Annotated in this window: 19 protein-coding genes and 1 pseudogene; 7 read left to right on the top strand and 13 right to left on the bottom strand. The window is 69.2% G+C overall.

Translation table 11 applies throughout. The annotated features are described in order from the left end of the window. Positions 1-154 precede the first annotated feature (154 nt). From ACIBTS_RS41825 to ACIBTS_RS41815, 3 genes are all read left to right on the top strand, one after another. Entirely contained in the window at positions 155-1,117 is a 963-nt protein-coding gene (locus ACIBTS_RS41825) for a YdcF family protein (RefSeq protein ID WP_254076280.1), read from the top strand. Between the two features lie 102 nt (positions 1,118-1,219). After that, on the top strand, positions 1,220-2,314 hold the full coding sequence (locus ACIBTS_RS41820; RefSeq protein ID WP_107449465.1) for a VanZ family protein: 1,095 nt from the start codon (positions 1,220-1,222) through the stop codon (positions 2,312-2,314). A 687-nt stretch (positions 2,315-3,001) separates the two neighbouring features. Continuing rightward, positions 3,002-4,219 carry a sensor histidine kinase gene (locus tag ACIBTS_RS41815; RefSeq protein ID WP_399326142.1) on the top strand — a complete coding sequence of 406 codons (1,218 nt, stop codon included), beginning with the start codon at positions 3,002-3,004 and terminating at the stop codon, positions 4,217-4,219. Between the two features lie 322 nt (positions 4,220-4,541). Here the strand turns inward: ACIBTS_RS41815 and ACIBTS_RS41810 are convergent, their stop codons facing one another. The 7 genes and pseudogenes from ACIBTS_RS41810 to ACIBTS_RS41780 form a co-directional block, all read right to left on the bottom strand. Then, positions 4,542-7,052 (bottom strand): ABC transporter permease, encoded by a 2,511-nt coding sequence (locus tag ACIBTS_RS41810; RefSeq protein ID WP_399326140.1) that lies wholly within the window; start codon positions 7,050-7,052, stop codon positions 4,542-4,544. A gap of 83 nt (positions 7,053-7,135) precedes the next feature. After that, positions 7,136-7,909, bottom strand: coding sequence for an ABC transporter ATP-binding protein (locus tag ACIBTS_RS41805; protein ID WP_399326138.1), 774 nt, complete (start codon positions 7,907-7,909; stop codon positions 7,136-7,138). Between the two features lie 456 nt (positions 7,910-8,365). Continuing rightward, positions 8,366-8,767: pseudogene (locus ACIBTS_RS41800) on the bottom strand (transposase family protein); the annotation flags it as partial. Positions 8,768-8,980: 213 nt separating this feature from the next. Beyond that, positions 8,981-10,450 (bottom strand): UvrD-helicase domain-containing protein, encoded by a 1,470-nt coding sequence (locus tag ACIBTS_RS41795; RefSeq protein WP_107448259.1) that lies wholly within the window; start codon positions 10,448-10,450, stop codon positions 8,981-8,983. After that, a complete protein-coding gene (locus tag ACIBTS_RS41790; RefSeq protein ID WP_107448258.1) occupies positions 10,447-10,929 on the bottom strand; it encodes a hypothetical protein in 483 nt (160 codons plus the stop codon). The genes ACIBTS_RS41795 and ACIBTS_RS41790 overlap by 4 nt, the downstream gene beginning before the upstream one ends. Further along, entirely contained in the window at positions 10,926-11,789 is an 864-nt protein-coding gene (locus tag ACIBTS_RS41785; RefSeq protein ID WP_399326135.1) for a DUF6083 domain-containing protein, read from the bottom strand. Before ACIBTS_RS41785 ends, ACIBTS_RS41790 begins: the two co-directional genes overlap by 4 nt. A 168-nt stretch (positions 11,790-11,957) precedes the next feature. Beyond that, on the bottom strand, positions 11,958-12,221 hold the full coding sequence (locus tag ACIBTS_RS41780; protein WP_107448255.1) for a helix-turn-helix transcriptional regulator: 264 nt from the start codon (positions 12,219-12,221) through the stop codon (positions 11,958-11,960). Between the two features lie 300 nt (positions 12,222-12,521). On the opposite strand from ACIBTS_RS41780, the gene ACIBTS_RS41775 reads away from it, so the two are divergent. Further along, positions 12,522-13,451: a hypothetical protein gene (locus ACIBTS_RS41775; RefSeq protein ID WP_399326133.1), complete on the top strand. Its 930-nt coding sequence runs from the start codon at positions 12,522-12,524 to the stop codon at positions 13,449-13,451. Positions 13,452-13,619: 168 nt separating this feature from the next. After that, a complete protein-coding gene (locus tag ACIBTS_RS41770) occupies positions 13,620-14,216 on the top strand; it encodes a hypothetical protein (protein WP_107448253.1) in 597 nt (198 codons plus the stop codon). A 390-nt stretch (positions 14,217-14,606) separates the two neighbouring features. Here the strand turns inward: ACIBTS_RS41770 and ACIBTS_RS41765 are convergent, their stop codons facing one another. Further along, positions 14,607-15,554, bottom strand: coding sequence for a DUF6602 domain-containing protein (locus ACIBTS_RS41765; protein WP_107448252.1), 948 nt, complete (start codon positions 15,552-15,554; stop codon positions 14,607-14,609). A 417-nt stretch (positions 15,555-15,971) separates the two neighbouring features. Next, positions 15,972-16,535 carry a hypothetical protein gene (locus ACIBTS_RS41760; RefSeq protein ID WP_399326130.1) on the bottom strand — a complete coding sequence of 188 codons (564 nt, stop codon included), beginning with the start codon at positions 16,533-16,535 and terminating at the stop codon, positions 15,972-15,974. A 308-nt stretch (positions 16,536-16,843) separates the two neighbouring features. Between ACIBTS_RS41760 and ACIBTS_RS41755 the strand changes: the two genes are divergently transcribed. Beyond that, positions 16,844-18,328, top strand: a complete 1,485-nt coding sequence (locus ACIBTS_RS41755; protein ID WP_173985823.1) for a hypothetical protein — start codon at positions 16,844-16,846, stop codon at positions 18,326-18,328. 9 nt (positions 18,329-18,337) lie between these two features. Then, a complete protein-coding gene (locus ACIBTS_RS41750; RefSeq protein WP_399326128.1) occupies positions 18,338-19,378 on the top strand; it encodes a DUF4238 domain-containing protein in 1,041 nt (346 codons plus the stop codon). A gap of 921 nt (positions 19,379-20,299) precedes the next feature. Here the strand turns inward: ACIBTS_RS41750 and istB are convergent. From istB to ACIBTS_RS41730, 4 genes are all read right to left on the bottom strand, one after another. Next, positions 20,300-21,094 (bottom strand): IS21-like element helper ATPase IstB, encoded by a 795-nt coding sequence (gene istB / locus ACIBTS_RS41745; RefSeq protein WP_399326126.1) that lies wholly within the window; start codon positions 21,092-21,094, stop codon positions 20,300-20,302. Then, positions 21,094-22,341 carry an IS21 family transposase gene (istA, locus tag ACIBTS_RS41740; protein WP_399326124.1) on the bottom strand — a complete coding sequence of 416 codons (1,248 nt, stop codon included), beginning with the start codon at positions 22,339-22,341 and terminating at the stop codon, positions 21,094-21,096. The genes istB and istA overlap by 1 nt, the downstream gene beginning before the upstream one ends. Positions 22,342-22,654: 313 nt before the next feature. Beyond that, entirely contained in the window at positions 22,655-22,870 is a 216-nt protein-coding gene (locus ACIBTS_RS41735) for a hypothetical protein (RefSeq protein WP_159083441.1), read from the bottom strand. Positions 22,871-23,484: 614 nt separating this feature from the next. Further along, the gene (locus ACIBTS_RS41730; protein WP_107448247.1) at positions 23,485-24,513 is read right to left on the bottom strand and encodes a YaaC family protein; all 1,029 of its coding nucleotides are present in this window, start codon (positions 24,511-24,513) and stop codon (positions 23,485-23,487) included. Positions 24,514-24,604: the final 91 nt, after the last annotated feature.

Raw genomic sequence — 24,604 nt, 5'->3', positions numbered from 1 at the left:
GGCCGCCCAACACCCCCCGCGGCCACTGTCTCACGTCGGCAAATCCCTGCTCCTCCCTCGCCCGCTACGGCCGAACACTCCTCACAGCCCGCTCGACTGACCCACAAGGGACCGATACTTGATCATCTTTGCTCCCGCGGGTGTCTTCTTCCTGGTGTTCGCCTGCAGCTTCCTGTACGACCGACGACTCGTACGCAACGGCGTCTACCTGTTCTTCTCACTCCTCTTCCTGGCCTTGGGGCTGCTGTACAAGCTGGCGTCAGTATCCGAGACCGCGACCCTGATATTGGTGTGGTCTCTCCACTTCCTCCTCGTCCTGCTGCCTTTCGTGCTCGCGGTCTTCCTGATCACGAACGGAATAACGATGCTCCGCCATGAGGGCAGGAGCCTGGCCAATCTGCTGTCGCTAGCGGCCGGCTTCGGCATCCTCATGTTTGTCATGCTGAAGGCGCTGGCCGACCGCACCCGATGGACGCTGCTGGACACCCCGATGGATGCGGTGGAGTTCGTCTTCGGTTACGTGTCACTGCTCTTCGTGTGCTTTCTGCTCTACTCGTTCGTCTACGGCAGGATCCGGCACCGCCGCGCTGTCGATTTCATCGTGGTTCTCGGCTCCGGGTTGATCGGAGGCTCGCGGGTCCCACCACTGCTCGCCAGCCGACTGGACCGGGGACGCGTCGCATTTGACGCCGAACGGGCCAAGAGTCCGGAGACGATGCTTCTGATGTCCGGTGGCCAGGGGCCGGACGAGGACCTTCCCGAAGCGCGTGCGATGGCCGACTACCTCATCGCGGCCGGCGTCCCGGCCGACCGGATCCTCATTGAGGACAAGTCCCGCACCACCCAGGAGAACCTGCGATACAGCAAAGCGCTGATGCAGGACCGCAAGTCCGACTACCGGGCCCTGGTGGTGACCAACAACTTCCATGTCATGCGTGCCGCGCAGATCGCGCGGAAGGAGAAAGTCACGGCACAGGTCATCGGCTCGCCGACGGCCCCCTACTTCTGGCCGAGCGCGACGATCCGCGAATTCGTGGCCATCTTCCTGTCCCACCGGTTCCTGAATTTCTGCATCTGCGCGCTACTGGCCGTCATCGGCTTGCTGGGCCCTTACTGATCCCACTTCTTTTGTGTGCCGTCGCTGGCATAAGGCCGCGACGCTGAGAGGAATCCGCTCGTGAGTACAAGGGTGGAGCCGGCCGTCTGGGCCGCCCTGTTGATGTCCGTGGCCGCGTTCGTACTGTTCGTGCCCTATATCGCCGTACGGTACCGGCGACGCGGCGAACTGGGCCTGGGCAACATGGCATTGGCGTTCGCCGGGCCTCTCTACGGCCTTGCTCTGTTCTTTTACGTGTTCGCCCCCTTCCCGCCCGTGGGGTCCGATTTCTGTGACGCCATCGGCGTTCGCCGACCGCAGATGATTCCCTTCAATTTTCTGCACGACATGGGGAAGTCGGCCACCGGCAGCGGCCCTATGGCCATGCTGCACAACCCAGCCCTGACGCAAGTGCTGCTGAACGTGGCGCTCTTCATACCGTTGGGCATGTTCGTCCGGTACATGTTCAGGCGCAGAGTGCCCGTCACCGCGGCCATCGGCCTGGGTGTGTCCCTGCTGATCGAGACGACACAACTGACCGGAGACTGGTTCATCTACCCGTGCCCGTACCGGCTGTTCGACGTGGATGACCTGATCGCGAACGGTCTGGGAGGTCTGATCGGCGCGCTGGCCGCCCCGTTGCTCAGTGCCGTGCCCGGTCAGCGGATGCACGCCGAACCGGGAGCACCGCGCACGATCACCTGGCGCAGGCGGCTGCTGGCCTCCGTGTGCGACCTGATGAGCTTCGGGTTCCTCTATCTGCAGACGGTCGCCGCCTGCGCGGCGATGGCGTGGGTATGGCACGGGGGCCTGTCCGCCGGGGGTACTTCTGCGTACTCGCATTTCCTCTTCGACGGGACCGTCGAACGTGTCGGATTCTGGGTGCCGTGGCTGATGCTCACAGTCGGAATCCCTCTGGCTGGCAGCGGGGCCAGTCTCGGGCAGCGCATCGTCAAGTTGCAGGCAGCCACCGCTGACGGCCGCCGGCCGGGCATGAAGGCGAGACTGGTACGCGGCCTGACGGGCGTCGGCGGTTTCCTGCTCCTCAACCACTTCGACTCGTTGACCGGTCCTGTCATCGTCCTGGCTGTGGTCTCGCTCATCGCGCTGTTCAAAACCTCTCAGCACCGCGGCTTCTCCTACCTCTGCGCGAGACTGACGATGACGGATTCCCGCAGGCCGAGCGGGCAAGCGGCATCGACCGACCTGGTGCATTGACTCGACCTTCCGAGTGAGGTACGTCGTCCAATGGCATCAATCGCTCGCGGCCTGCGCGCCTTGTCGGCGACCCGCCTGGCAGGCATCCACGCGAGGAGTCGAGTGCCACCCTGCCGGGATTCCCTCTGCTCACGGGCCTACATCTTCAGACGTATTCAACGCTCGCTGCTCGGCGACCGCCCGGCCTTCGACGAGCTGACCTTGTGCGGTACCGCGCGGTGCAAGCAACACCGCTTGCAAGGAGCACCACAGTTGCCCAAGCTAGGTCGCCGCGCGCGGCACCCTCTGGACATCGATGGAGGGGGAGGTGGTTAGCCGTCGGCTCCCGGCCCTCCCAGACGCCGTCCTGGTAGACGGCCATGTGATCGTGGAGGCTGACGGAGAGGCAGAGGGCCGCGTTGAGGGTGTGGTCCGGGTGGTGGCTGAAGATCGCGTCGGTGATTTACAAGGGCTCGACGCCGCACTCTATGAGGGGGTCGAGGATGAGCCTTCGGTTGGAGACCATGTCGGCCCAACGACGGCCATGGTGTCGCCCTCGCCGCGGCCGCCCCGCTCACGGTGATGGCCGGCGTTCCAACCATGCCGTTACCAGGTTGCAGGGACCGCTGACGATGGGGTCCCTGCATGTGTCGTCGGCCTAGCTGGCCGGCCGAGGCGCGGCTGACCAGTCCTTTTACAGTTATCGATGTGAACCTCCTGCTGGCGACAGACGCCCTCAACACGACGCGGACCCGACGGTTGGGCTGCCTGCGTGGGGTGGGCATCACCGCGCTGGTCCTGCTGGCCGTCGCGGACATGCTCATCGCCGTCGCCAACGGCACCCTCTGGCCGGTGCTCCTGCTCCTGTCGCTCGGCCTCGCGGCCGTCCTCTGGCCCTCCGCCCTACGGCCCGCGTGGCTCACTCCCAAACTGCGGGCCGCCGTACCAGCGGGCGCTTCCCTGGTCTTGACCGTCGTGGCCACGCTGACCGAGCACATGCGGACACTCGGCCCCGGTGAGGTGGCGGTGCTGCTCTGCCTGTTGTTGATCGGCGTCCGTGCCTGCCCACCACGGTGGGCGTTACTGTGCGCCGTCCTCGCAGGCGGGGCGATCGTCGCGGCGCCGCTGCGCTTCCACGATGCCATCGCCAAGGAAGACGCGCTGCTGTTCATGCTGCCGTTGGCCCTGATGACCGGGATCACCGCCGGCGTTGGCGGATATCTGCGCACCCTGGACCTCAGGCGCGGCGTCGCGGTCGCAGAAACCCGCCGCTCAGAACGCCTCGCCATGGCGGCCGACCTGCACGACTTCGTCGCCCACCACGTCACCGGCATCCTGGTCCAGACACAGATGGCCCGCATGATGGCCACCACCGAACACGACCGCCTGGACCCCGTCCTGGCCGGTATCGAGCATGCCGCGGCGGAAGCGCTCAACTCCATGCGGCTGACCGTCGGCATTCTGCGCGAAGGACCACAGGGGACGCCCCGCCTGGACGCGGACGCGAACCGCCCGATGGACGACCTGACAGCCCTCGCGGACCTGGTCGACCGATTCGGCGGTCCAACCGGTCCGACGGTGGAACTGCGCCGCGACAACTCGGTGCCCCGCGACCTCCCCCATCCCGTGCAGGCTGCCGCCTACCGCGTCGTCCAGGAAGCCCTCACGAACGTACGCCGCCACGCCGCCGACGCGACCGAAGTCGCCGTCGCCCTTGCTCTTCGCGACGGCAACCTGCACGTGACGGTTCGCGACGACGGCCGCGGAGGCACGCCGATGCCGTACGCCGCCCGCGGTGGAGGCTTCGGCATCGTCGGCCTCACCGAACGCGTCACCGCCCTCGGCGGCACACTGCACAGCGGCCCGCGCAAGGATCACGGCTGGGAAGTCCTGGCACTCCTCCCCGCCAGGGGACGCACGGAGTGATCCGAGGGCATGCCTTAGGAGCATCGACCGGGGCCTGCCGCACCGTTCGTCGAGACGCCGGACCACTCCCCCGCTGGACCGCAACCTCAGGCACCGGGCTCCCTCGACGACGGGACAGACTCCCGTATGGCCCGGCGGGAGAGCGCCCGCCGGGCCATACGCCCGTACATCGAGGAAGGTCACGGCCGCTCGGACCAAAGCCGGTGTCTGTGTACATGCCGAAACGGCCTTCCCCGGGCAACCGCCCTCGCCGGCTTAGTTCGCCGACCCGCGCGGGACCGCAAGCACGGTATGCCTGCGGTCCCGAGGCGCCCCGCTCCGCCTATTCGGTCTTGATGGCGGTGAGCAGGTTCAGCCTTGCCGCGCTGCGGGCGGGCCACATGGCGGCCAGCAGGCCGACCAGCGCCGCCAGTAGCAGGAAGAGCCCGAATCGGCCCCACGGCAGCACCAGCGCGTATGCGGGGATGTCCGTCTTCATGCTCTCGCCGACGGCCCAGCCCAGAAAGGCACCGAGCCCGAGTCCGATCACCGCGCCGAAGAGGGAGATGACCACGGCCTCCAGCTGGATCATCCGTGTCACGCCCTGCCGGTCGAGCCCGACGGCTCGCAGCATTCCCACCTCCCGCTGCCGCTCAAAGACGGACATCGCGAGAGTGTTCACAACCCCCAGCACTGCGATGACCAAGGAGATCGCGAGCAGCCCGTACATGACGTTCAGCAGGGTGTCGAGGTACCCACTGAACTCGTCGCGGATGTCCTGCCGGTCGCCGATCTTGACCCCCGGGTCGCCGGCGAGGACGGCGGCGAGTGTGTCCTTGTTCGTGCTGCCATCCGCCTTGACGTAGATCTTTGTGATGGACGTCTTGTCCGCGTGCAGTCCGGTCACGTCCGTGGAAGCGACGACCGGCATGACGATGGTGTTGCTCTCGAAGACGGCCCCGACGGTCAGTTTGCCGCGCTTGGAGTCTTCGTACTCCACGGGCAGGGTGTCCCCCGCCTTCCAGCCGTGGGATCGCGCGACGTCATCGGCGACGGCGATCTGCCCCTTCGCGAGCGTGTCCAGCGAGCCGGAGACAACCGGGAGGTGGAGAGCCTTGTTGAAGTCCGCGGGAGTGACGCTGGTGACATCCTGCTGGCTCTGGTCGATCTGCATCCATGCCTGTTGCTCCTGCGACACGGCCCTGACGCCTGGGGTCTTCCGCAAGGCGGCGACCGCCGAGTCGTCCAAGCCCGCGCCGCTGTCCGTGACCATGTAGTCGGCCTTGACGACGTCCGTGGTCACCTTGTCCACAGCCTGACCAAGCGTGGCAGCGAGCACCGTCAGAGCGCTGACCAGCGTGAGCCCGATGGCCAGCGCCGATGCGGTGGCACCGGTACGGCGCGGGCTGCGTACCGCGTTCCGGCCCGCGAGCTTGCCGGAGACCCCGAAGCCGGCCCGCAGCAACGGCTGTACGCCCGCGATCACGGGCCGGGACAGCAACGGGATCAGCACGAGGACACCCATCACCGCGAGGAACGCACCGGCCCCGACGATCACCGCGCCCTCGGAGTCACCGACCCCGGCGCCCGCGACGACGACCGTTCCGCCGAGCAGCGCGATGATGGCGCCAAGCACGTTCCGTAGCACCAGGGACCTGGTGGTGGCCGGCAGGTGCGCGCTGCCGATCGCCGCGACCGGCGGGATCTTCGCGGCGCGACGCGCGGGCAGCCAGGCGGCCACCATGGTGACCAGAACACCGACGACGACCGCGACCAAGAGGGTCGTCGACGTGATGATCAGCGCCCCGTCCGGGTTCTTCGCTCCGAAGACACCGACCGTGGAACGTGCTACGGCAGCGATGGCGGCGCCGAGCCCGAGCCCGGCGGCGGAGGCGACCGTGCCGACCACCATCGCCTCGATCAGTACGGACCGGGTGACCTGCCGACGGGAGGCGCCGACCGCGCGCAGCAGAGCGAGCTCGCGGGTGCGCTGGGCGGCCAGCATGGTGAAGGTGTTGGCGATCAGGAAGACACTGACGAAGAGCGCGACGCCGGCGAACGCGAGCAGGATCGCGCTGAGCGTCGACGCGTCACCTGCACCCCCCTTGGCCCTCTCCTCGGCAAGTTGCCGACCCGTCTTGACCTCCGCGTCGTCCGGAAGCAGCTTCCTGACGGAGGCGGCAAGCTCGGCGCTCGACGTGCCCGTGGCCGCGGTGACGGTGACGTACTCATAGAAGCCGGGCTGGAGGAAGAGCCGCTGAGCGACCGGCGTGTCGAAGAGCACCAGGCTGTCGCCCAGGGCCACCCAGGTGTCCTCGGTGGTGAAGATGCCGGAGAGCCTGTACGTCTTCGCCGGACCCTTGAGAGCGACGCGCACGGCGTCGCCGACATCGTAGCCGCCCTTCTCCGCGGTGTTCTTGTCGAGCGCGACCTGGCCGGGCTCGGCGGGTCCGCTGCCCTTGGCGAACACGTAAAGGGGGTCCTTGCCGTCCATCACCGGCGCGAAGTTGGCGCCCATGCCGGACGAGCCACTGCCGATGAGCCCGCCGTCCTTGTCTGCGACGCCGGCGATCCCGTTGACCCGCCCGGCAGCTGCAGCGACCCCATCAATTCGGGCGATCTCACCCAGCGCCTTCGCACTGATGCCGGGGACCTTGCCGGAGGGGTCGTAGGACCTGGCCTCGACGTCCACGTGGGCGTAACTCTTGGCCGTCTGCTCGCGGTAACCGTCGCTGAGGGTGTCGTTGAAGATCAGGGTGCCGGAGACGAATGCGACGCCGAGCATGACGGCGAGCACGGTCATCAGCAGTCTGGCCTTGTGCGCGAGGACATTGCGCAGGGCTGTGCGGAACATGATGGTGTGATCCTGGTGGGGTGAGGGGGGACGGAGCCGATCAGGGGCGGGTGTCGGTTCGACTCGGTTCGGCCGAGCCCGACTCAGCTCGTACGGAACTTGGGGGTGTCGAAGGACTTCATGAGGTCGAGGACCCCGTCCGCGGTGGGCTCGTACATCTCGTCGACGATCCGCCCGTCCGCGAGGAAGACGACCCGATCCGCATAGGAGGCGGCGACCGGGTCATGGGTGACCATGACGACGGTCTGACCCAACGTCCGTACGGAGTCACGCAGGAACCCCAGGACCTCCGCACCCGCACGCGAGTCCAGGTTCCCGGTCGGCTCGTCCCCGAAGACGATGTCCGGCTTGGACGCGAGCGCCCGGGCGACGGCCACACGCTGTTGCTGGCCGCCCGAGAGCTGGGCGGGGCGGTGAGTGAGCCGGCCCGACAGGCCGACCATCTGGATGACGCTGTCCAGCCACTCCTTGTCCGGCGCCCGGCCCGCGATGTCCATCGGGAGCGTGATGTTCTCGAGCGCGGTGAGGGTCGGCAGCAGATTGAACGCCTGGAAGATGAAACCGACCTTGTCCCGGCGGAGTCTGGTGAGCTGCCTGTCCGTCAAGGCTCCCAGCTCGGTGCCGCCGACGCGGACGGAGCCGGAGGAGAAGCTGTCCAGCCCTGCCACGCAGTGCATCAGCGTGGACTTGCCGGATCCGGAGGGCCCCATGATCGCGGTGAACTGGGACTGCCCGAAGCCGACACTGACCCGGTCGAGGGCGATCACCTGGGTATCGCCCTGCCCGTAGACCTTGGACAGGTCAGTGGCGTGGGCGGCCAGGGTGGGAGTGCGGGAAGCGGGCGGCAAGGTGGTCACGAGGTCGTGCTCCGATCGAGGCGCGGACAGCCCGGTGCGCGCGTACGGCGCGCACCGGGCTGGGGAGTCCTTCAATCGTCCGGTCCGCACCTCTCCCTCCGGATCGGCCGAACTACTGACCACCTCAAGCTGATGTCGGAACGGGCCTGGTCGTCCTCAGGTATGGCGCTGCGTCAGCTCCGAGGATGACTCACAGGAGAAGCCGCCTGAAGGTGGAGGACCAAGAGCCTCAAACCGTCAAACTCGTCCCGTCGCCGTCTCAGCCATTCGGCCGATGCAGAGCCAAGCCAGAACGATCCGTCGGCCCGCGCGATCAGCAGCGTCACCGAACGGACCCCACCCCGCCTCGGCAGGGCATAGATACCTTTTCTGTTGGCGTGATTTTGCGGCGGTCTGATGGATCAACGAGCTTCTTCAGCGTTGCTGCTCCAGGGTGAGGACCGCAGCTAGCTAGAGGCCGCCGCCCTGGTAGGCGAGGTCTGCCAGGATGGGGATGCCCTGGCGCTCGCAGATGCGGATGATCCATCGGGTGTCGGCAGAGCTCAGGTCGTGAGTGGGGTCGGCCAGTGCGGGTGAGATCCACAGCAGCCAGCCGCCCGGATCGGTGACCACCTGCACGTTCACGCAGTGCTGGCGGTGCTTGTGGGAATAGTCGGCCCGTCCGTCGCCGCCCCGGTCGCACTTGGCGACGGTGCCGTCCAGCAGGACGAAGTCCGCCTCGGTCTCGCGCAGCCCCTTCAGCAGACCCGGCGAACGTTCGGCGAGCAGGTGGATGACCGTGCTCGTGTAGGCATGGGCGGTGGACTTGCTGATCCCGAACCTGGCAGCGATCTTCGCCAGGATGGTGTGTTCGCGCAGGCGCAGTCGCACCGGTGCGGCGTGCCTGTGCCGCGTAGCGCGTGTCGGTGCTCTCGACTATGCGGTGGGCGGCTGCGGCTACGGGTGGTGCTGGGGAGCGGCTGGCTGTTCATGGCCTGGAGGCTTCACTCGCCCTGGTGGGCCGCGCCGGCCGCCTGGCCGGCGGCTGGCAGCAGCGCGCGGACGGACTTGCCCGGTGTGCTTCCTTGGTCTCTAACGGGGCGGGGTGCCGTCGGGGTGGTCGTGGATCCAGGACAGCCCGCCCAGGTCGAGGCGCTGACGGGTGCGGGTGACGGCCACGTAGGCCAGGCGGGCTTCGGCGTCATCGATGGGGTCAGGTGGTGGTGTGTTGTCTGCCTGGTCGCTGGCGTTGTTGTCGTGGGCGCGCGCGAAGTCGTCCGCGATGAGCACGCGGGGCCATTCGCGCCCTTTGGCCTTGTGGGCGGTTGAGACGGTGACCTGGGCGTGCGGTTCGGGGGTGAGGTGGGCGACTGCTGTGAGGATGGCGTCGGTGCCGTGGGTGTCGACGAGGTGGACGAGCGGCTGCACGTCGCGGCCGGCCGGATCGTGTGCGGCGTAGTCCTGCAAGTCTCCCCAGCAGGGGAAGAGGATCAGTTCGGGGTGATGGGTGCGGCGGCCTTCTTTCAGGTCGCGGGCCGCGAGAGCCAGGGCCTGGAGGCTGTCTCCTCCCCCTGCCAGGGCGACCCGTTTGCCCGCCGCCATGAGGGTCATGACCTGGGCCATGGCGCCGACGTTGGTGCGGCACAGCACGGCGTCCGGCTGGGTGACGGGGCCGAGTTCGGTGGGCACGGTGGGGGTGCCGGTGAGGCGGATGGGGGCGTCGGCGAGGCGCAGCCAGCGGTTTGCCTCCGCGGCAAGGTCGGGGCCGAAGCGGAAGGACTGGGACAGGGCCAGCTGGGTGCCGTCGAAGCCGGTCATGACGTCTTTGGCGCCCCGCCACTGGTAGATGGCCTGGGCGGAGTCGCCGACCATGACCAGCTGGGTGTGGTCGCGCTGGGCGAGGAAGATCTGTTCGACGACGGGGTTGGTGTCCTGTGCCTCGTCCAGGAGCAGGAAGTGGGCGTCGATGCGAGGCCGGGTGAGTGCCCACATTTTCAGGTAGTGGTCGTGGTCGAATCGGACCGAACCGTCGTCGGGGTGCTGCAGGTCGGCCCAGGCTTTTTGAGCGAACGGCACGATGTGGCTGACGAGTTCGGCGTGGAGGTCTGTGTCTTCCAGGCCACGTAGACGGGGCACGTGGTGGCGGGTGATGGCCTCGTCCGCAGTGTGGCAGAAGCGGGTGACGGTGCGCAGGGTGGCATTGGCGAGGGCTTTCTGTGTCACGTCGCGTTCGCCGATGCGGATGTTCTTGGTGAGGCCGAGTGCTTGGCCGGTCTGCCACGCCGGGCGGCGGGGAGCGTTCAGGCGGCGGCTGTATTGGTGGCCGACGGCGGCGTAGGCGAGGGCGTGGGCGGTCTTGCACTGGACGGTGGCAGGGAAGCGTGCGCGTGCGTCCTGGGCGATGGCCCGGTTGTAGGCGAAGTAGCGGCCGCGGCGGGTGGTGCTGTGGGCGAGCAGGGCCAGGGTGGTGGTCTTGCCGGTGCCGGCGCCCGCCTGCAGGGCGAGGTGGTCCCCGGCATGGAAGGCGTCGGCGGCTGCGGTTTGTTCGTCGGTGGGTTTCATGGGGCGGGGCTTTCGGGGAGTCGGGTGAGCGCCTGGCCGACGGCGGACAGCAAGTAGGCGGGGTTGGTGTGGGCGAGGAGCCGGCGTACGGCGCGGTCGAGGCGGTCGGTCTCCTGGTCGGCGTGTTGGGCCAGGTCGCGGCGGACGGCCAGTTCCAGGAAGCGCTCGGGTGTCTGGGCTGCGTGTTGGGCCTGGGTCTTGAGGGCGGCGTGGACGGCCGGGGGGAAGGCCACGTTGAGCAGCACGGTGTGGTCGGTGTCCGGGTAGTGCGTGGTGATCACGTCGATGGGCAGCCGTGCCTCGAGGCGGTGGCGCAGCCGGTGCAGGGCCCGGCTGGGGGTCTTGGCGGGCATGAGGGCCATGAGGCGGGTGGCGTCGTGGTTGGCCGCGAGCGGGAGGACGCGGGCGGCGCGGTGCAGGGCTGTCGGGGAGAGGGGGCGGGTGAGGGTGATCTCCAGGGCGTGGTGCGGCATGGTCATCCCTGCCGGCGCCGGCTGGCCGTGGGGTGGGGCAGGCGGGCGTGGATGTGGACGGTGTGCCGGAGCGGGTCGAAGATCTGCCAGGTGGTCACGGTGAGGTCGGCGGCTGCGGTGAGGGCGGCATGGGCGGGGCAGTGTTGGGTGCGCCAGCGTCGCTGTTCGGTGTGGGGCAGGGAGCCGAGGTCGTAGACGGCCATCAGGGTGGCGGTAAGGGGCAGTTGGCGACGGTGCGGGCCGGTGGGCAGCAGTCTCCAGGTTCCGGCCGGGCTGGCGGGGTTCAGGACGGGCTGGGGGCATCGCTGCCGGTGGCGGGTCTGGGCCACGCAGCGGATGTGCTGGAGTGGGCCGTCGGCGAGGTAGCGGCCCAGCAGCATGTTCACGACCGGCCGGGGGGTGGGGTGGTCGGTGGCGGCGGGCAGGGTGTCGGGGGCCAGTGTGGTGGGGGTGAGGTGGCCGGTGTCGATCAGGCGACGGGTGCGGACGGCGAGGTGGCGGCGCAGCGCGTCGAGGTGTGGGCTGGCCTGGCAGTGGGGGGTGCGGGCCGGGCAGAGGGCGGCGTGGGGGATGCGGCACCAGTCGCTGCCGTCGTCGTGGGGGTGGGCGATGCCGCTGCTCAGGTGCCAGCGAGAGGCCGCCGGGACGCTCTGGGTGGTGAGTTCGGCGGGGTGCAGGGCGATGGGCCGCTGGTCGGGCCGCGGGTAGATGTCGATGCGGTGGCCGCATCTGCGACAGATGCCGCTTTGGCCGTGCCGCAGCAGGCGGCTGGGGCTGTGCGGGGCCACATGGAGGGAGCGGCGCGGAGGGATGGTGTGGGGGCTGCCGTCCCAGTGGCGGCTGGTGGGGGTGTGGTTGGGGCACATGGCAGGCACCGTGCCAGGCGGCATTCACCGGCGGGGCCTGTGGTGGCTGTGGTGTCCCCCGGACGGCCCCACTTGCTCGAACAGGTGAACTGACATGCTGTCACGCGTTCTAGCACGGTTCGCCGTTCGGGTGATTTTACGGTGCCCTGGTCGGTGAGGGGCGCGGGGTCAGGCGTCCTGCGTGCCAGGCGGGGTGTGGTTGTCGCAGAGGGCGCCGAGGAGTTCCCCGATGGGGACGTCGAAGGCGTGCGCGAGGGCGTGCCAGGTGGTGATGTTGCCGGCGCCGCGGCCGTGTTCGAGGTCGATGACGGTGCGCCGGGCCAGGCCGGTGCGGGCGGCGAGTTCGTCGAAGGTCCAGCCGCGGTCGTTCCTCAGACGCGCCAGTGTGACGCGCAGGGCGGTGAGGTCGGGCTCGGGCTGCAAGATCGGCACCCGACTATCCGACGGTCCCGTCCCCCGCGATGTCAGTGCGAATTTCTGCACTTTCGGTTTGTGCGAGAGGGTGCCGTTTACGATTTGGGAATCTGCCCGTCCGTGTGTCCGTCCAGGTGCCCTTCGCCGGCACGCACCGACCACGGCGGCAGTGAACGACAGGAGGGCAACCCGCCGATGAGGCTTGCCGGTGGGCACGTCGCGGTGCGGCGTATCTGGACGGTGCAACTGCACTCCCGGACAGGTGCGCCACGTCTTGTCTGTACGCGCTGTACCCAACAAGCGGCGCCTGTGGGGACGGTGTCCGCGCGGTCCGCCGCCCTGTCGCATCTGGCCTGCCATGCCAGCACCGATGTGCTGCCGGGACACCTGCGGATCTGCCAGTGCCGGGAGCGCGGGTGCTCGTGGCATCCGCGTCACCGCGGCTGCGCCGGCCCCGTTCTGCTCGCTCTCACCCGCGACCGCAGCGGCCGCACCTGGCGGCTGGCCGACGCCTGCGCCGCCTGCGCGGCCGCCACCAGCCACACCGCCATCGTGCCGGACACGACCCTCCTCCCCCGCCGGCCGCGGCCTTCCAGCTGCCCGCCGGCCCCCACACCCTCGAGGAGGCCCCCTGCATCCGATGAGCGGCTGCGCGTACGGGAGATGCTCACCTACCTGGCCACCGCACTGCCCAGGTTCTCCTCCCCCGGCGCCCGCCTTCTCGCCCTGCAATGCGCCCTGCGCGCCGACGCCCACGGTCGCCTGCTAGTGCCGCACGGCCTCCTGCGGGCCATGCGGCTGCGCGGGCACACAGAACTGTGGCAGGAGCTGGCCCAGGCCCACTGGCTTCATCTGCCCGACCTCAGATCGGCGCCGGTTCAGGTGCACCTGCGGGATGCCACACTCCTGGACCACGCTCCCGGCCGCCGCACACGCTGCCACGCCGCCCACTGGGCCCTGCACCCCGCCCCGATGGCGGCGCCGGCCACCGCACCGCCGGCCGTGCGCCTGACCGCGCTCGTGCTGGCTGCTCACACCCCCGTCCGGGACCGCCACAGCGCCGACTTGGACGTCCTTGCCCGCCTGTGTGGACACTCTCCCCAGCAGACCACAGAACTTCTCGACCGGCTGGTCGCCGGCCGCACCCTGTCGGCCTGGCACCATCAGCGGGACACCGACGAAGTGCACTGGCAGCCGGCATCACATCACCACCCGCCCCTCGGCTCCGCCAGGACCTCTGCGCACTGAGGACTGAGGACTGAGTCTGCTCCGTCCCAGCAGACAACCGAGAACGGTGCAGGTGCCGTGCGTAGTATCACTGCGCAGACTGTGCGGCAGTAACTGCTACTGCACACGTTGGATTCGCAGACGCCGCGCACTCATCTGACCGCGGCGCCCAGAAAGGGTGTGAGCGCCATGTCCGAAACCACCGAACTGACCTCGCAGTACAGCGCGCAGGTGGCCGGCGACCTTGACCGCAACCTCAAGGAGCAAGACCGCCTCGACGGTGAAATCGAAGCGCTGCAGGCGCAGTTGGCCGCCCTGCGGCACGACCACACCGTCCTGGTGAACATCCAGCAGGCCCTCGGCATCCCCGCGACGACCGCCGCCCCTGAACCCGTCGCGACCGTGCCGAAGACCCGCAAGAAGGCAGCAGACGCAGCGGGCACGGCCAAGAAAGCGCCCGCGGCCGGGAAGCGGACCGGCAAGAGGGCCGCGAAGACGGCGGCCGCACCGTCAACATCGTCCACGCTCGTCGACCTCGTGCGCGAACACCTGGCGGGCCAGAGCGAACCCCGATCCGCTGCCGAGATCACCACCGCACTGGGACAGCAACACCCCCAGCGCACCGTCAAGACCACCGTCGTGCGCACCACGCTCGAAGGGCTCGTGGCCAAGAGCCAGGCCCAGCGCACCAAACAGGGTTCCTCCGTCTTCTACACGGCGCCCGACACGGCGCAGTCGGCACCCGCCGCCCAGAGCGAAAGCCAGCCCGAACCGGCCAACCCTTGAGCCGGGCCATCGATGCCACTCCCCTGCCGCCTGGCCCCTTTTATGCCGCAGTCTCCTGCACGGAATGCAAGGGAAGCCGACGAAGCAGCGATGCGCCGGGGGGCCTGCGAGGAGCGGCTCCCTTGTGTGCAGGCCGACATGATGATGCGCGCGAACGAGCCAGCGTCTGTGGCAACTTGGCAAGACCTTCGTGCCGCCCTCACCGATCCCGTCATCGGACTCGCCGGCGTCCTTGACCAACCCCGCCCACGAAGGGATGGCTCCTGCACTACGGCCGCGCCTGCCACCCGCCCCTGGGGGCGTACAGGCCCTGGAAGTCACGCCGAGGATCGGGCTGTGCCGCGCCGCAGCACCGCGGCCCGCAGTGCCGCCCTCGGGCAGGGGCGGCAGTCACGGCCCGGGGCTCTGCGCGGGCGGGGTCTGGAACCTGCCGAACTGGTAGGGCTGCAGGGCATGACCGATCCCGTACGCCCACGGGATGTCCTGGACCTCTCCCAGCACTGAATTGGTCACGTGGGCGAACAGGCGGGAGACGAGAACGCCCAGGGGCGACTCCGCCCGGTCGGGTGTGCCCTCGATGAGCATGAGCGGCTGTTGCAGGTCCTCGGGACCGAAGAAGGTGGCGACATTGGCTTCGCTGCTGCCCTGGGGGACCCATCCCCAGAGGTAGCAGACTTCGCCCAGGATGCACAGGCAGTGCACCATCTCCAGGCGGTTCAGGCGCCGGTTGACGGCCAGGAAGCGTTCGACGAGGTCGCTCAGCGGTGTGCCGGGGTCGCGCCGGGTGGCAACGATCGCGGAGAACAGGGGGTTGCCGATTCGGTTGCCGCCGCCTCCGAAACTCCGGTTCTCCACCATACGGCCCACCGGCATGAGCGGGCGATCAAGCCTGTGACAGGTGACGAGTTTTCCCAGCGCCTCGTCCAGGGAGCGCTGGGTGAGTGTCTGCTTCACCTCAATGACGGCGTAGGCGCCCTCGATCGGCATGACGTGCTGCCGGTCGTCCGCCGTGGCGCGCTGCTTGACGGTCGGGAACCAGGTGTCATTGAAGACGACAACGTCGCAGTCTCCTGCTGTGTTGCCCGAGCCGTCGGACAAGGTTCCGCAGGTCACCTGGTAGCGCCGGGGCAGGATCCTGCCGAGTTCTTCCCGGAAGATCGCTTCGATGGCCGGTCCCGACGAATAGTTGGCAGCCCTCATCCGGATCTCGGCCTCGGCGCGGACCTGGAGCATGGTCTCGACCCACCGGCAGCGCTCGGCGAAGGCACGTCGCATCACGTCGCTGGTCTGCTTGGGCTGCCAGGATTCCACCAGGGAATCCAGGTCGTCGTCTTCCACCGCTCACTCTCGCTTGCTCAAAGAGACAGCAGCGTAGCCGCCTCAAGCCAGGTCGGCCCTGCTGATGCTGTCGCCTGCATCCGGCGGCCGCCGGATGAGCCGGTGACACGGAAGCCGGGGGAACCAGCGGAGTCTGCGTCAGCGCTGGACAGTGTTTGTGCCGCGCCACTTCAGCGCTGCAACACCGGGGCGCAGTTGTGTCCGGCTGCAGCTGTCATCCGGCGTGGAGCTGGACATGCATCGCTGTGGTGATTTGCCCGCCCACTGGGCCCGTTGGACTGCTGGGGCGGTGGTTCGGGCTCACACGGCGCTGGTTTTGACGATGAGGTCGGCGAGTGGCTGCTGCTCGAGGTAGCGCAGGGCATTGTGCGGGTTGCTGAGGGCCGTTGCGGACGGGTTCGTCGCGGACGGCCGGAGCTACGGCCGCCAGTCCGCTCTGGGCAACAAGGTCACCGGCGGCGTGAAGGTTCCACCAGTCGATGCCGTCGGGCAGTTGAGTTGAAGGGAGCCGTCCTGTCCCAGTGAATGACGGATGGTGGGCCAGGCCAGGGGGGATCCGCAGGTGACGAGGGCGGTCAGGCCGTCGGGGCCGGGGCCGGTGTCGTCGCGGGTGAGCATGTCGAAGGCGATGACGCTGCCCAGGGAGTGCGCGATGACCAGTCGGGGCCCGGGGCGGTGCAGTTCGGTGCGGACCTCGGCGCGGATGCGCTCACCGATGTCGTGGTGCAGGTAGCGGTAGACCTGGCGGACGAAGGCCAGCAGGCGCCGCCCCATGTCACGGCCGATCTTGTGGTCGACGGCGACCACGGCCTGGGCGACGGGGCGGGGGATGTAGGGGATGCCCAGGCCGAGGGTTTCGGTCTCGAGCTGTTGGGGGTCGAGGTCGGGCGGGATGTACAGGGCGAGGGTGTCGAGGCCGGCGCCGGCTGACACGGCGAGGCCGGCGCTCTTGTCGTTGCGCACTGCGGTGATCCTTTTCATGGCCGCGGTCATCGGCGTCGGCGTGGGAGTGATCACCTTCTTCGCCAAGAAGTCGTGCCCCGAGGCTGTTCTTGCTGGTCTGTTCGCCACCGGAGCTTGCATGGTGGGCTGCACAACCTGGTCGGCTGACGCCCAGAGGGCGGTGGGAGGTTCTTGTGCCCGTCTTGTCCCGCGAGCCGCTGCCGAACCCCTGGGGTCGTCTCGTGAGCTGTGCAGGGCATACCGGTGGCGGGCGCTGGTGCTGGTTGCTGGGGCCCGGGCTGAAATGGGCAGGACAGTACAGGCACCGGCACGAGATCCTTGAGTGCATGACGTGGGCACCAGGCAGCAGGGCGGTTCGGGATCGGGAGTATGTGGCGCGGGTACGACGGCACCGACCCAGCGCCCTGCTGCCGCTGATCGCGCAGGCATCGGCGTCCCATTCACTGGAGTCGTCGTGGCTGACCAGCCCGTCCCGCACGTACACGCCCTGGGCGCTGGCCGATGCCGCACGGGTATCGCTGGCGTGCGGGAACGAGTACCGCAAGGACGCGAGCGATGCGGACCTGCGGCAGATCTTGGACATGTACGTGCGGCTGGAGGACCACTTTCTGCACGACACCGACGAGGACGCTCTGGGCCGGTGGCTGCTGCGCGCCTCCGGGGAGCAGATGACCTATCAGGAGCCGGTGTACCAGGACTTGGCGCGGACCGCGGCGATGCTCACGCAGACGGCAGGGACGCGCCAGGCGCAGTGTCTGCGTCCGGGCTGGGAGGAGGAGCTGCTGGGTACGAGCCTGTCGCACTACGCCGGCATCGCCCAGTTGCTGTGGGCATCCGCGATCAGCTGCGGCGGCCGGTTCGACCCGGACTCGCTGGAGGCGCCCGGTGCAGAGCGGATCTGCGCGGAGATCCCGGCCACGACCATCCTGTCGGTGACCGAGGAGCACTTCGTGACCGATGCGGCAGCCTTCCGGCAGGACAACGAGCGGGCCCGGATGACCACCGATCCACTGCTGCGCCGCTATGAGTTCAACCCCCTGCGTGCCAAGCCCCTGGTGAAGGGATACGGCCCGGGTCTCCTCGCACCGGTCGGCCAGCTGATCGCGTCCAAGGCGAGCCCGCTGGGCATCTACTACACCGGCGTCGCCCGCTTCGGCGACGCCTTCGCGCAGGACCTGGGTGATCTGTTCGAGGCCTACGTCGGCCGCCAGCTGGGCCTGCTGCCCGACGCGACGGTCCGGCCGGAGATCGTCTACGGCCGGAACAAGGCCCGCAGCGTCGACTGGATCGTCGTCACCGCCGAGCTCGTGCTGCTGGTGGAGGTGAAGTCCGTGCGGCCCACCTGGCACCTGCGCCTGGCCACGGACAAGCGGGTGAAGGAGGTGAACCGGATGCTCGGCCGGGCCTACGAGCAGATCGACCACACCGCCGGCCTGATCGCGAGCGGGCAGAAGGAATTCGCCGAGGTGCCCACCGACCGGCCCGTGCACGGGCTGGTCGTGACGATGGAGCCGTTCCACATCGTCAACGCCCCCATGCAGCGACCCCAGTTGCCGGACACGACAGTGCCCGTCACGGTGTCCAGCATCAGCGAGCTGGAGAACATGGTCACCATCACCGACGCCCCCGTCGGCCAGCTGCTGCTGGAGCGGGCCGCCGACCCCCAGCGCTCCACCTACGCCCTGCGTGAGGCCCTGCCGGGACACACCCACCACCGCAACACCGTGCTGGACGCCGGCTGGGACAGCTACCCCTGGCGCCATGCCACGGCCGAGCAGGCGCCGTCCGAACCCGCCGCTCCGGCCCTGTAAGGAGGCGGGGTGGGAGCGAACACGGCCAAGGACCACCACCTGGTGCCGAAATACTTGCTGCGGGCCTTCGCCGAGGACGGGCACGTCCTCGGCCGGTGGCGCGGCGGCGCGGAGCATCGCACCCCTGTGCGGCGGGCAGCGGTGGCACGGCACTTCAACACCGACCCCCTCACCGAGGGCGAGCAGGGGACAGCGCTGGAGACGTATCTGGACCGCCACGTCGACAACCCGTCCGCGCCGGTTCTGCGTGCCCTGCGTGAGGGGCAGTGGCCACTGGAGCAGGCAAGGGAGGCGCTGGTCGTGGACTCGCTGGCCTGGCAGGTGGTCCGCACCCAGGCGTTCCGGTCCTTCGATACCCAGGTCGGCCGGCATGTGTTCCCGGCTGCGTGGGCGGCGGAAGCGGTCGACTACTTCGCGGAACGGATAGGGCGGCCGCTGTCGGAGGCAGAACGGATGGAGGTGTTCTGGGCGGCCCTGCGCACGGCTCCCGATCCCTCGGTGGTGGATGACCCGCGTTCGCCACTGCGTGCTTCGATCCGGGCGTTCGAACGCACCCGGGATGTCCTCGCAGCCCCGGGCCGGCGGCTGATGCTGCTGCACTCGGCCGAACCGCTGCTGCTGCTCCCCGACAGCGGCGTCGCTCTGCGCCACAAGGACGGCACCTTCTCCTTCACTCCCCCGCTGCTCCCAGGAGCAGTTGAGGTGTTCGCACCGCTGTCACCGACCTGCCTACTGATCTCCACGCCCCGCGCTCACTACCGCCCCCACCAGGGCCTCACCCGCAAGATCGCCGCCAAGGCCAACGCCGGGGCGGCAGCCTGGTGCCAGGACGCCGTCTACCGGCTGCCTTCCATGCCCTGGCCCGCCCGCCTGCGGCTCGCCCACACCCCGCTGCAGGTCCGGCCACCGCACCTGTCGGCCGCCCCCGCACAGCAGCAGTCCGGCCGCCCACCGTCTCACCCCGAGATCCGGCACAGCGAGCTGCGCGCCATCCTGGAACAACTCAGCCACACACCCGCACACCAGCCTCCAGCACGGCAAGACAGCTAGTCCGTGGGACAGTTCAGGGACCAGACCCTCACACCCGAAGCCGGCCCTCGCCGGGCGAGTCAGTCGTTGCCCGCAAGCGGCAGCGCCCTCCCGGCGCCAGTGGAATCGTGCGGAGTGGCGCGGCCCCGACGGCCTGACGACCGTTTGCGGCAACAACGCCAACGGGTGGGTCCGTGCCGGCGGGATCGGGGGCGATGGCTGCCGGGATCGGCCGTCGCTCCTTGTCCCCGGCGGAGGGAGCGACCGCCCCTGGCCTCGTGGCCGAACACGAACTGATCCAGCTGCACGCCGAGTTCGCCCGCGTCCGCGTGCTTCCGCCGCCGGGCCTCATCGTGGCCGGTGCCGCCGGGCATCCGGCTGGGACATGCGCACGCCCGCTGGAGCCCAACCGCCCCACGCCAGCAGCCAGAGCAGTCCTCACCCTGGGGAGACAACGCTGAAATCGCTCAGTCACCGTAGTCCGGGGGCCAAGTTCAAGACGATGCGACACAGGAGCGCTCTGAGCGTGTCACGCTTCTTCTCAAGGGTGCGTCCTCGCCTCGCCCGGTCCGTGGGGCACCGAAGCAATGCGGCCACTGAGGTGACGCAATCCCCTCCTCGGATTCCGCCGGGCCATGGTCTTGCATCAGATCGGTGACACCGTTCCCGCTGGACGTCCGCGTGCGGCGCCCCGGAACTGCACCGTGCTCGGCCGACCGTCGGCCATCAACGCCTCCGACCGGTCGGGCAGTCGCGTCGGGGACAACGTCGTCCGCTCGACGTTCGCGGTGTCAGTCCGGTCATGGTCGTTCAGGGATCCTTCGTCGTCAGTTGTGCCTCCAGGATGCGGGGTCCCACTGACATCGGCCTGTCGGTAACGGCTGAATCGTGGACCGGGGGCACCAGATGAAAAGTGGACCTCACGCTGTCAGTTGATGTTGGTCATTCCCCGGTGTTGGCCGTGGGAACCCGTCCGAGGTCGCGGCCCCGCATGCGGTAGCTGTCGCCCTTCAGTGAGATCACTTCGGCGTGGTGGACGAGGCGGTCGATCATCGCGGCGGCGACGGTGTCGTCGCCGAAGACCTCGCCCCAGCGTCCGAAGGGCTTGTTGCTGGTCACGATCACAGAGGCGCGTTCGTAGCGGCCCGAGATGAACTGGAAGAACAAGTTCGCGGCCTCGGGTTCGAAGGGGATGTAGCCGACCTCGTCCACGATGATCAGCGGGATCCGTCCCAGTCGGGTCAACTCGTCGCTGAGTCTGCCCGCTTGGTGGGCTTCGGCGAGACGGGTCACCCACTGAGCGGCCGTGGCGAAGGCGACCCGGTGGCCGGCCTGGCAGGCCCGGATGCCGAGCCCGGTGGCGAGGTGGGTCTTGCCGGTGCCGGGCGGCCCCAGGAAGATCACGTTCTCCTTGCCGACGACGAAGTCCAGCGTTCCCAGATGGGCGATGACCTCGCGTTTCACGGACCGCTGGTGGTCGAAGTCGAAGTCCTCGAGCGACTTGCGGGAGGGGAAGCGGGCCGCACGGATGCGGCCCTCGGCGCCGTGGGAGTCGCGGGCGGCGACCTCCCGCTGCAGGCAGGCGGCCAGATACTCCTCGTGACTCCAGCCCTCGTCACGAGCTCGTTCGGCGAGCCGGGCGGCCGCGTCCCGCAACGCGGGCGCCTTCAACGCCTTGGTCAGATAGACGAGTTCGGAGGAGACGTCGCGGCCGTTCGCGGCCTGTTTGGTGGTCATCAGGCGACTCCCTCACCGGTGCTGAGGCCGCCGTCGATGACGCCGAAGATCCGGTCGTAGGTGTCCAGCGGCCGTTGCTCGACTTCGAGTTGGCTGGCCGGGACGGGCCGTTGCCGGGCCCGTTCGCGGTCGGCTTTCGCGGCGGCCGCGTGGGTGGGGTCGGTGAGGGACTGATGGCGGGCCCAGCAGCGGGCATGCCGGGCGACTTCGGTGCCCTCGCAGAACGCCAGGACCTGATCCAGGTCGGCCTTGACCTCGATGCGGCGGCCGATGGCCAGCGGATGGACGGAGTAGTCGTTGGTGTCGATACGGACGTAGTGGTCGCGCGGCAGGCGCAGGCTGGATTGCCACCAGCCCGGCGGATGGACCGGCGGCAGGGTCAGCATGCGGGCCTTGTCCGCCTCGATCCGTTCGGACGGGCGGGCCTGCAGGGTGCGGTGCAGGCGCCGGTTGGCCTTGGTCAGCCAGTCCGCGAGCTGGATGTTGAAGTCGGTCGGCGAGGCGAAGACGCGTCCGGGCAGGAAGCTGGTCTCCAGATAGCCGTTGGCCCGCTCGACCAGGCCCTTGGCCTCCGGGTCGCCGGGACGGCACTGGATGATGCGGATGCCCAGCAGTCCCGCGAACGCCGCGAAGTCCTCGGTCAGCTGGGGACTGCCGCCCCGCCAGGAGCCGACCGCGGCCTCGTTGTCCCAGACCAGAGCCCTCGGGACGGCTCCGAGCCCGGTCAAAAGCCGCCAGTGCCCGGCGATCAGGTCGGCTGCGGCCTTGCTCGGCAGCATCCGAGCCATGATCCATCGCGAGTAGCCGGCCACCATCACCAGCACCGGCGGACAGCCCGTCTGCCCGAACCCCAGCGGAATCGCCGAGGGCGGGAACCACAGGTCGCACTGCACCAGTTCGCCAGGCTCATAGACCGTCCGGGAGGCCGGATCTGCCGGCAGGTAGTCGAGCTTGAGCTCACGGACCCGATCCCGCAGCACGGTCATGCCGTGCTGCCAGCCGATCCGTTCGGCCACCACGGTCGCCGGCATGTCCGGCCACACCTCGAGCAGTTCGCGGATCTTCGGCTCGGCCGCATCCACGATCGACCCCTTCGGCGCCCGCTCGTACCTCGGCGGCCGGTCGCTGGCCACCGCCCGTCGCACCGTGGTCCGAGAGATCCCCAACTTCCGTGCGATCGCCCGGATCGGCATCTGCTCGGCCCGGTGCAACCGGCGGATCTCCGCCCAGTCCTCCACGCTGATCACCCATCCTCCCGGCCTGACTCAACGAGTCAGGCCGCCAAGGAGGGCCACAATTCATCCGGTGGAAGTGGTCTCACATTGAGCCGTTGCCGACATCGGCCGACCGGATTTCATGCTGCCGGGTGGCGGGGCAGGCCCGCCACCTCACCACGACGGGAGCAAGTCACCGTCGGCGTCGGGGCCGTAGAGGGCCGCACCATCGTCGGGCGGTGCTCCTTGGCGCGGTGCGCCTGGCCTGCGAATCGCATCCGTGGAACCCCGTGGTCCACCCCATGCGAGATGCCCCGGCGGACGGCTCCTGCCGCCGGGGCGTGATCTACTTGTCGCCCCCCGCGCCGGACTTGCGAGCGAGCAGCACGGCCACCGCCCGGGCGTGGTTGGCCATGGCGCGCAGGTGGTCGGTGATGGTCTTCGCCGGGTCCTTGGCGGACGGGCCGCAGGGGGCGATCGGATTGGACGCGAGAGCGACGAGCCAGAGGAACCCGAGCAGGGCGGGAACGATCTGGGCGAGGTCCGCGAGATGCGTCAACACGGTGGAGTCTTCCTCCCGTTGTCGTGATGTGGGTGCGCCGGGCGCCTCGGCACGGCTCAAGAATCACGACAGGGAAAACAAGATCGCAAACTGCGTTCCGGCAGGTCGCGGAGCCCTCTAAGGGGGTGGGGGGGGGGGGGGGGGGGGGGGGGGGGGGGGGGGGGGGGGGGGGGGGGGGGGGGGGGGGGGGGGGGGGGGCGGGCGCCCGCCCCGCCCCCCCCCGCCCCCCCCCCCCCCCCCCCCCCCCCCCCCCCCCCCCCCCCCCCCCCCCCCCCCCCCCCCCCCCCCCCCCCCCCCCCCCCACCCCCTAGGACCCCACCCGCCACGCCGGTACGTGATACACCTCACATTGCGAGTTGAGGGAGCGTCAATAGATGTGCAGGTCAGGGCAGTTGGCCAGGACTTGGGCACACTGGTCCGCGCTGGGCCTGCCGGGCGGTTTCGGCCGCTCCGCTTCGGACTCCGACCGTACGCGCGGTGAACTCGGCCTGGATGACGCGAGGGCAAACTGCCACCTTCCGTGCTTCCGTGCACGGCAAACAGGGGTTCCCGGAGGTGCTCGAATGCGGCACGGAGCGGAAGGGAGAGGCGCCGCCTGCGCACTCACCGCGCGGTCAAGTGCTCACCTCGGCGATGGTGTCCGCGATCAGGACCGGCAGATGGGTGAGGGCGCGCTCCAGGAGCCGCTCGATCGGGACCGCGTGCTCGCTGTTGTCGACGCTGATGTTGGTCACCCAGCTCGCGGGTTCGTAGCGGGCAAGCATCGACAGGGCGTACAGCACAGCCCACCAGGCCATCAGCGGATGCAGCTCCCGCTTCAGCGAGGAGAGGACGGGCAGGAAGAACCGCAAGCCCACATAACCACGGGTCATGGCCCGCAGGTGCTTGCGGCGTTCTGCTGCGGTTGCCGACCCCTGGGGCATCGCCCAGTTGACCACCAGTTCGCCGCCGCCGTGGTCATAGCGCGTGTAGTCGGGTGGTGCCGCCGGCCCGAGGCTGAGAGTGCGGATGGTCACGTAGCTGTCGTGCTGGGCGACGGCAGGGTATGCGGTGAGGAAGTCGGCCAGTGCCTCTCGGGTGCCGGCGTCGATGACTCGGTCGGGGATGTCGCACACGGGAACACTCAGCAGCGAGTGGTCCTCGTCGTGGATGCTGCTCGCGGCGGCGAAGAGCGGGGTGGTCCGCTCCCGGTTCGTGAGCGGATAAGTGAGATTCACTGGCAGCAGATCCCACAGGGCCTCAAGGCGCACCGGGTCCTTCTCCCACACCGGTGAGTCGAGTACCTGGCTGACCCGGACGAAGCTGCCATGGGTGCCTGGTGCGTCGGTGCGGAGCTCGATGTCGGGAAAGGGCTTGTCGAACCCGGATGCCTTGATCCCGTGGGTGACGAGACGCCAGTCCTCGCCCCCGAGAGTCACCGCGGCGGCCGCGATGGCGCGCCCGGCCTGGCTGAGGCCGTAGAAGACCTGCAGGGGACGTGTCGCAGGTCCAACGGCCTTGGCCGCCCGGAACATCTGCTCGGCCTGTTCCAGGGCCGCTGCATATGTCTTGCGGCGGGATCCCGATCCGGCACGGCCGGGTGGATTCCAGCGGCTGGCCCGCAGCCGCTCCCACGCCCCATCGGCGTCCACATCGAGGTACATGGCCCGGGACGCTACCGGCCGCCGGGCAGCAACACGGGCGATTTTCCCCCTCGCGTACGCAGGCGCGGCCCGAGCGGACCCTGCCCCATGC

The organism is Streptomyces sp. NPDC050121 (assembly GCF_044460385.1).
Classification (GTDB): domain Bacteria; phylum Actinomycetota; class Actinomycetes; order Streptomycetales; family Streptomycetaceae; genus Streptomyces; species Streptomyces soliscabiei.
This window is presented reverse-complemented; position numbering and strand designations above follow the sequence as displayed.

Coding starts and splice junctions, on each gene's coding strand:
- ACIBTS_RS41820 (WP_107449465.1), top strand. CDS start 1,220: ATGTCCGTGGCCGCGTTCGTACTGTTCGTGCCCTATATCGCCGTACGG.
- ACIBTS_RS41810 (WP_399326140.1), bottom strand. CDS start 7,052: ATGTTCCGCACAGCCCTGCGCAATGTCCTCGCGCACAAGGCCAGACTG.
- ACIBTS_RS41795 (WP_107448259.1), bottom strand. CDS start 10,450: ATGAAACCCACCGACGAACAAACCGCAGCCGCCGACGCCTTCCATGCC.
- ACIBTS_RS41790 (WP_107448258.1), bottom strand. CDS start 10,929: ATGACCATGCCGCACCACGCCCTGGAGATCACCCTCACCCGCCCCCTC.
- ACIBTS_RS41785 (WP_399326135.1), bottom strand. CDS start 11,789: ATGTGCCCCAACCACACCCCCACCAGCCGCCACTGGGACGGCAGCCCC.
- ACIBTS_RS41770 (WP_107448253.1), top strand. CDS start 13,620: ATGTCCGAAACCACCGAACTGACCTCGCAGTACAGCGCGCAGGTGGCC.
- ACIBTS_RS41760 (WP_399326130.1), bottom strand. CDS start 16,535: ATGAAAAGGATCACCGCAGTGCGCAACGACAAGAGCGCCGGCCTCGCC.
- ACIBTS_RS41755 (WP_173985823.1), top strand. CDS start 16,844: ATGACGTGGGCACCAGGCAGCAGGGCGGTTCGGGATCGGGAGTATGTG.
- istB (WP_399326126.1), bottom strand. CDS start 21,094: ATGACCACCAAACAGGCCGCGAACGGCCGCGACGTCTCCTCCGAACTC.
- ACIBTS_RS41730 (WP_107448247.1), bottom strand. CDS start 24,513: ATGTACCTCGATGTGGACGCCGATGGGGCGTGGGAGCGGCTGCGGGCC.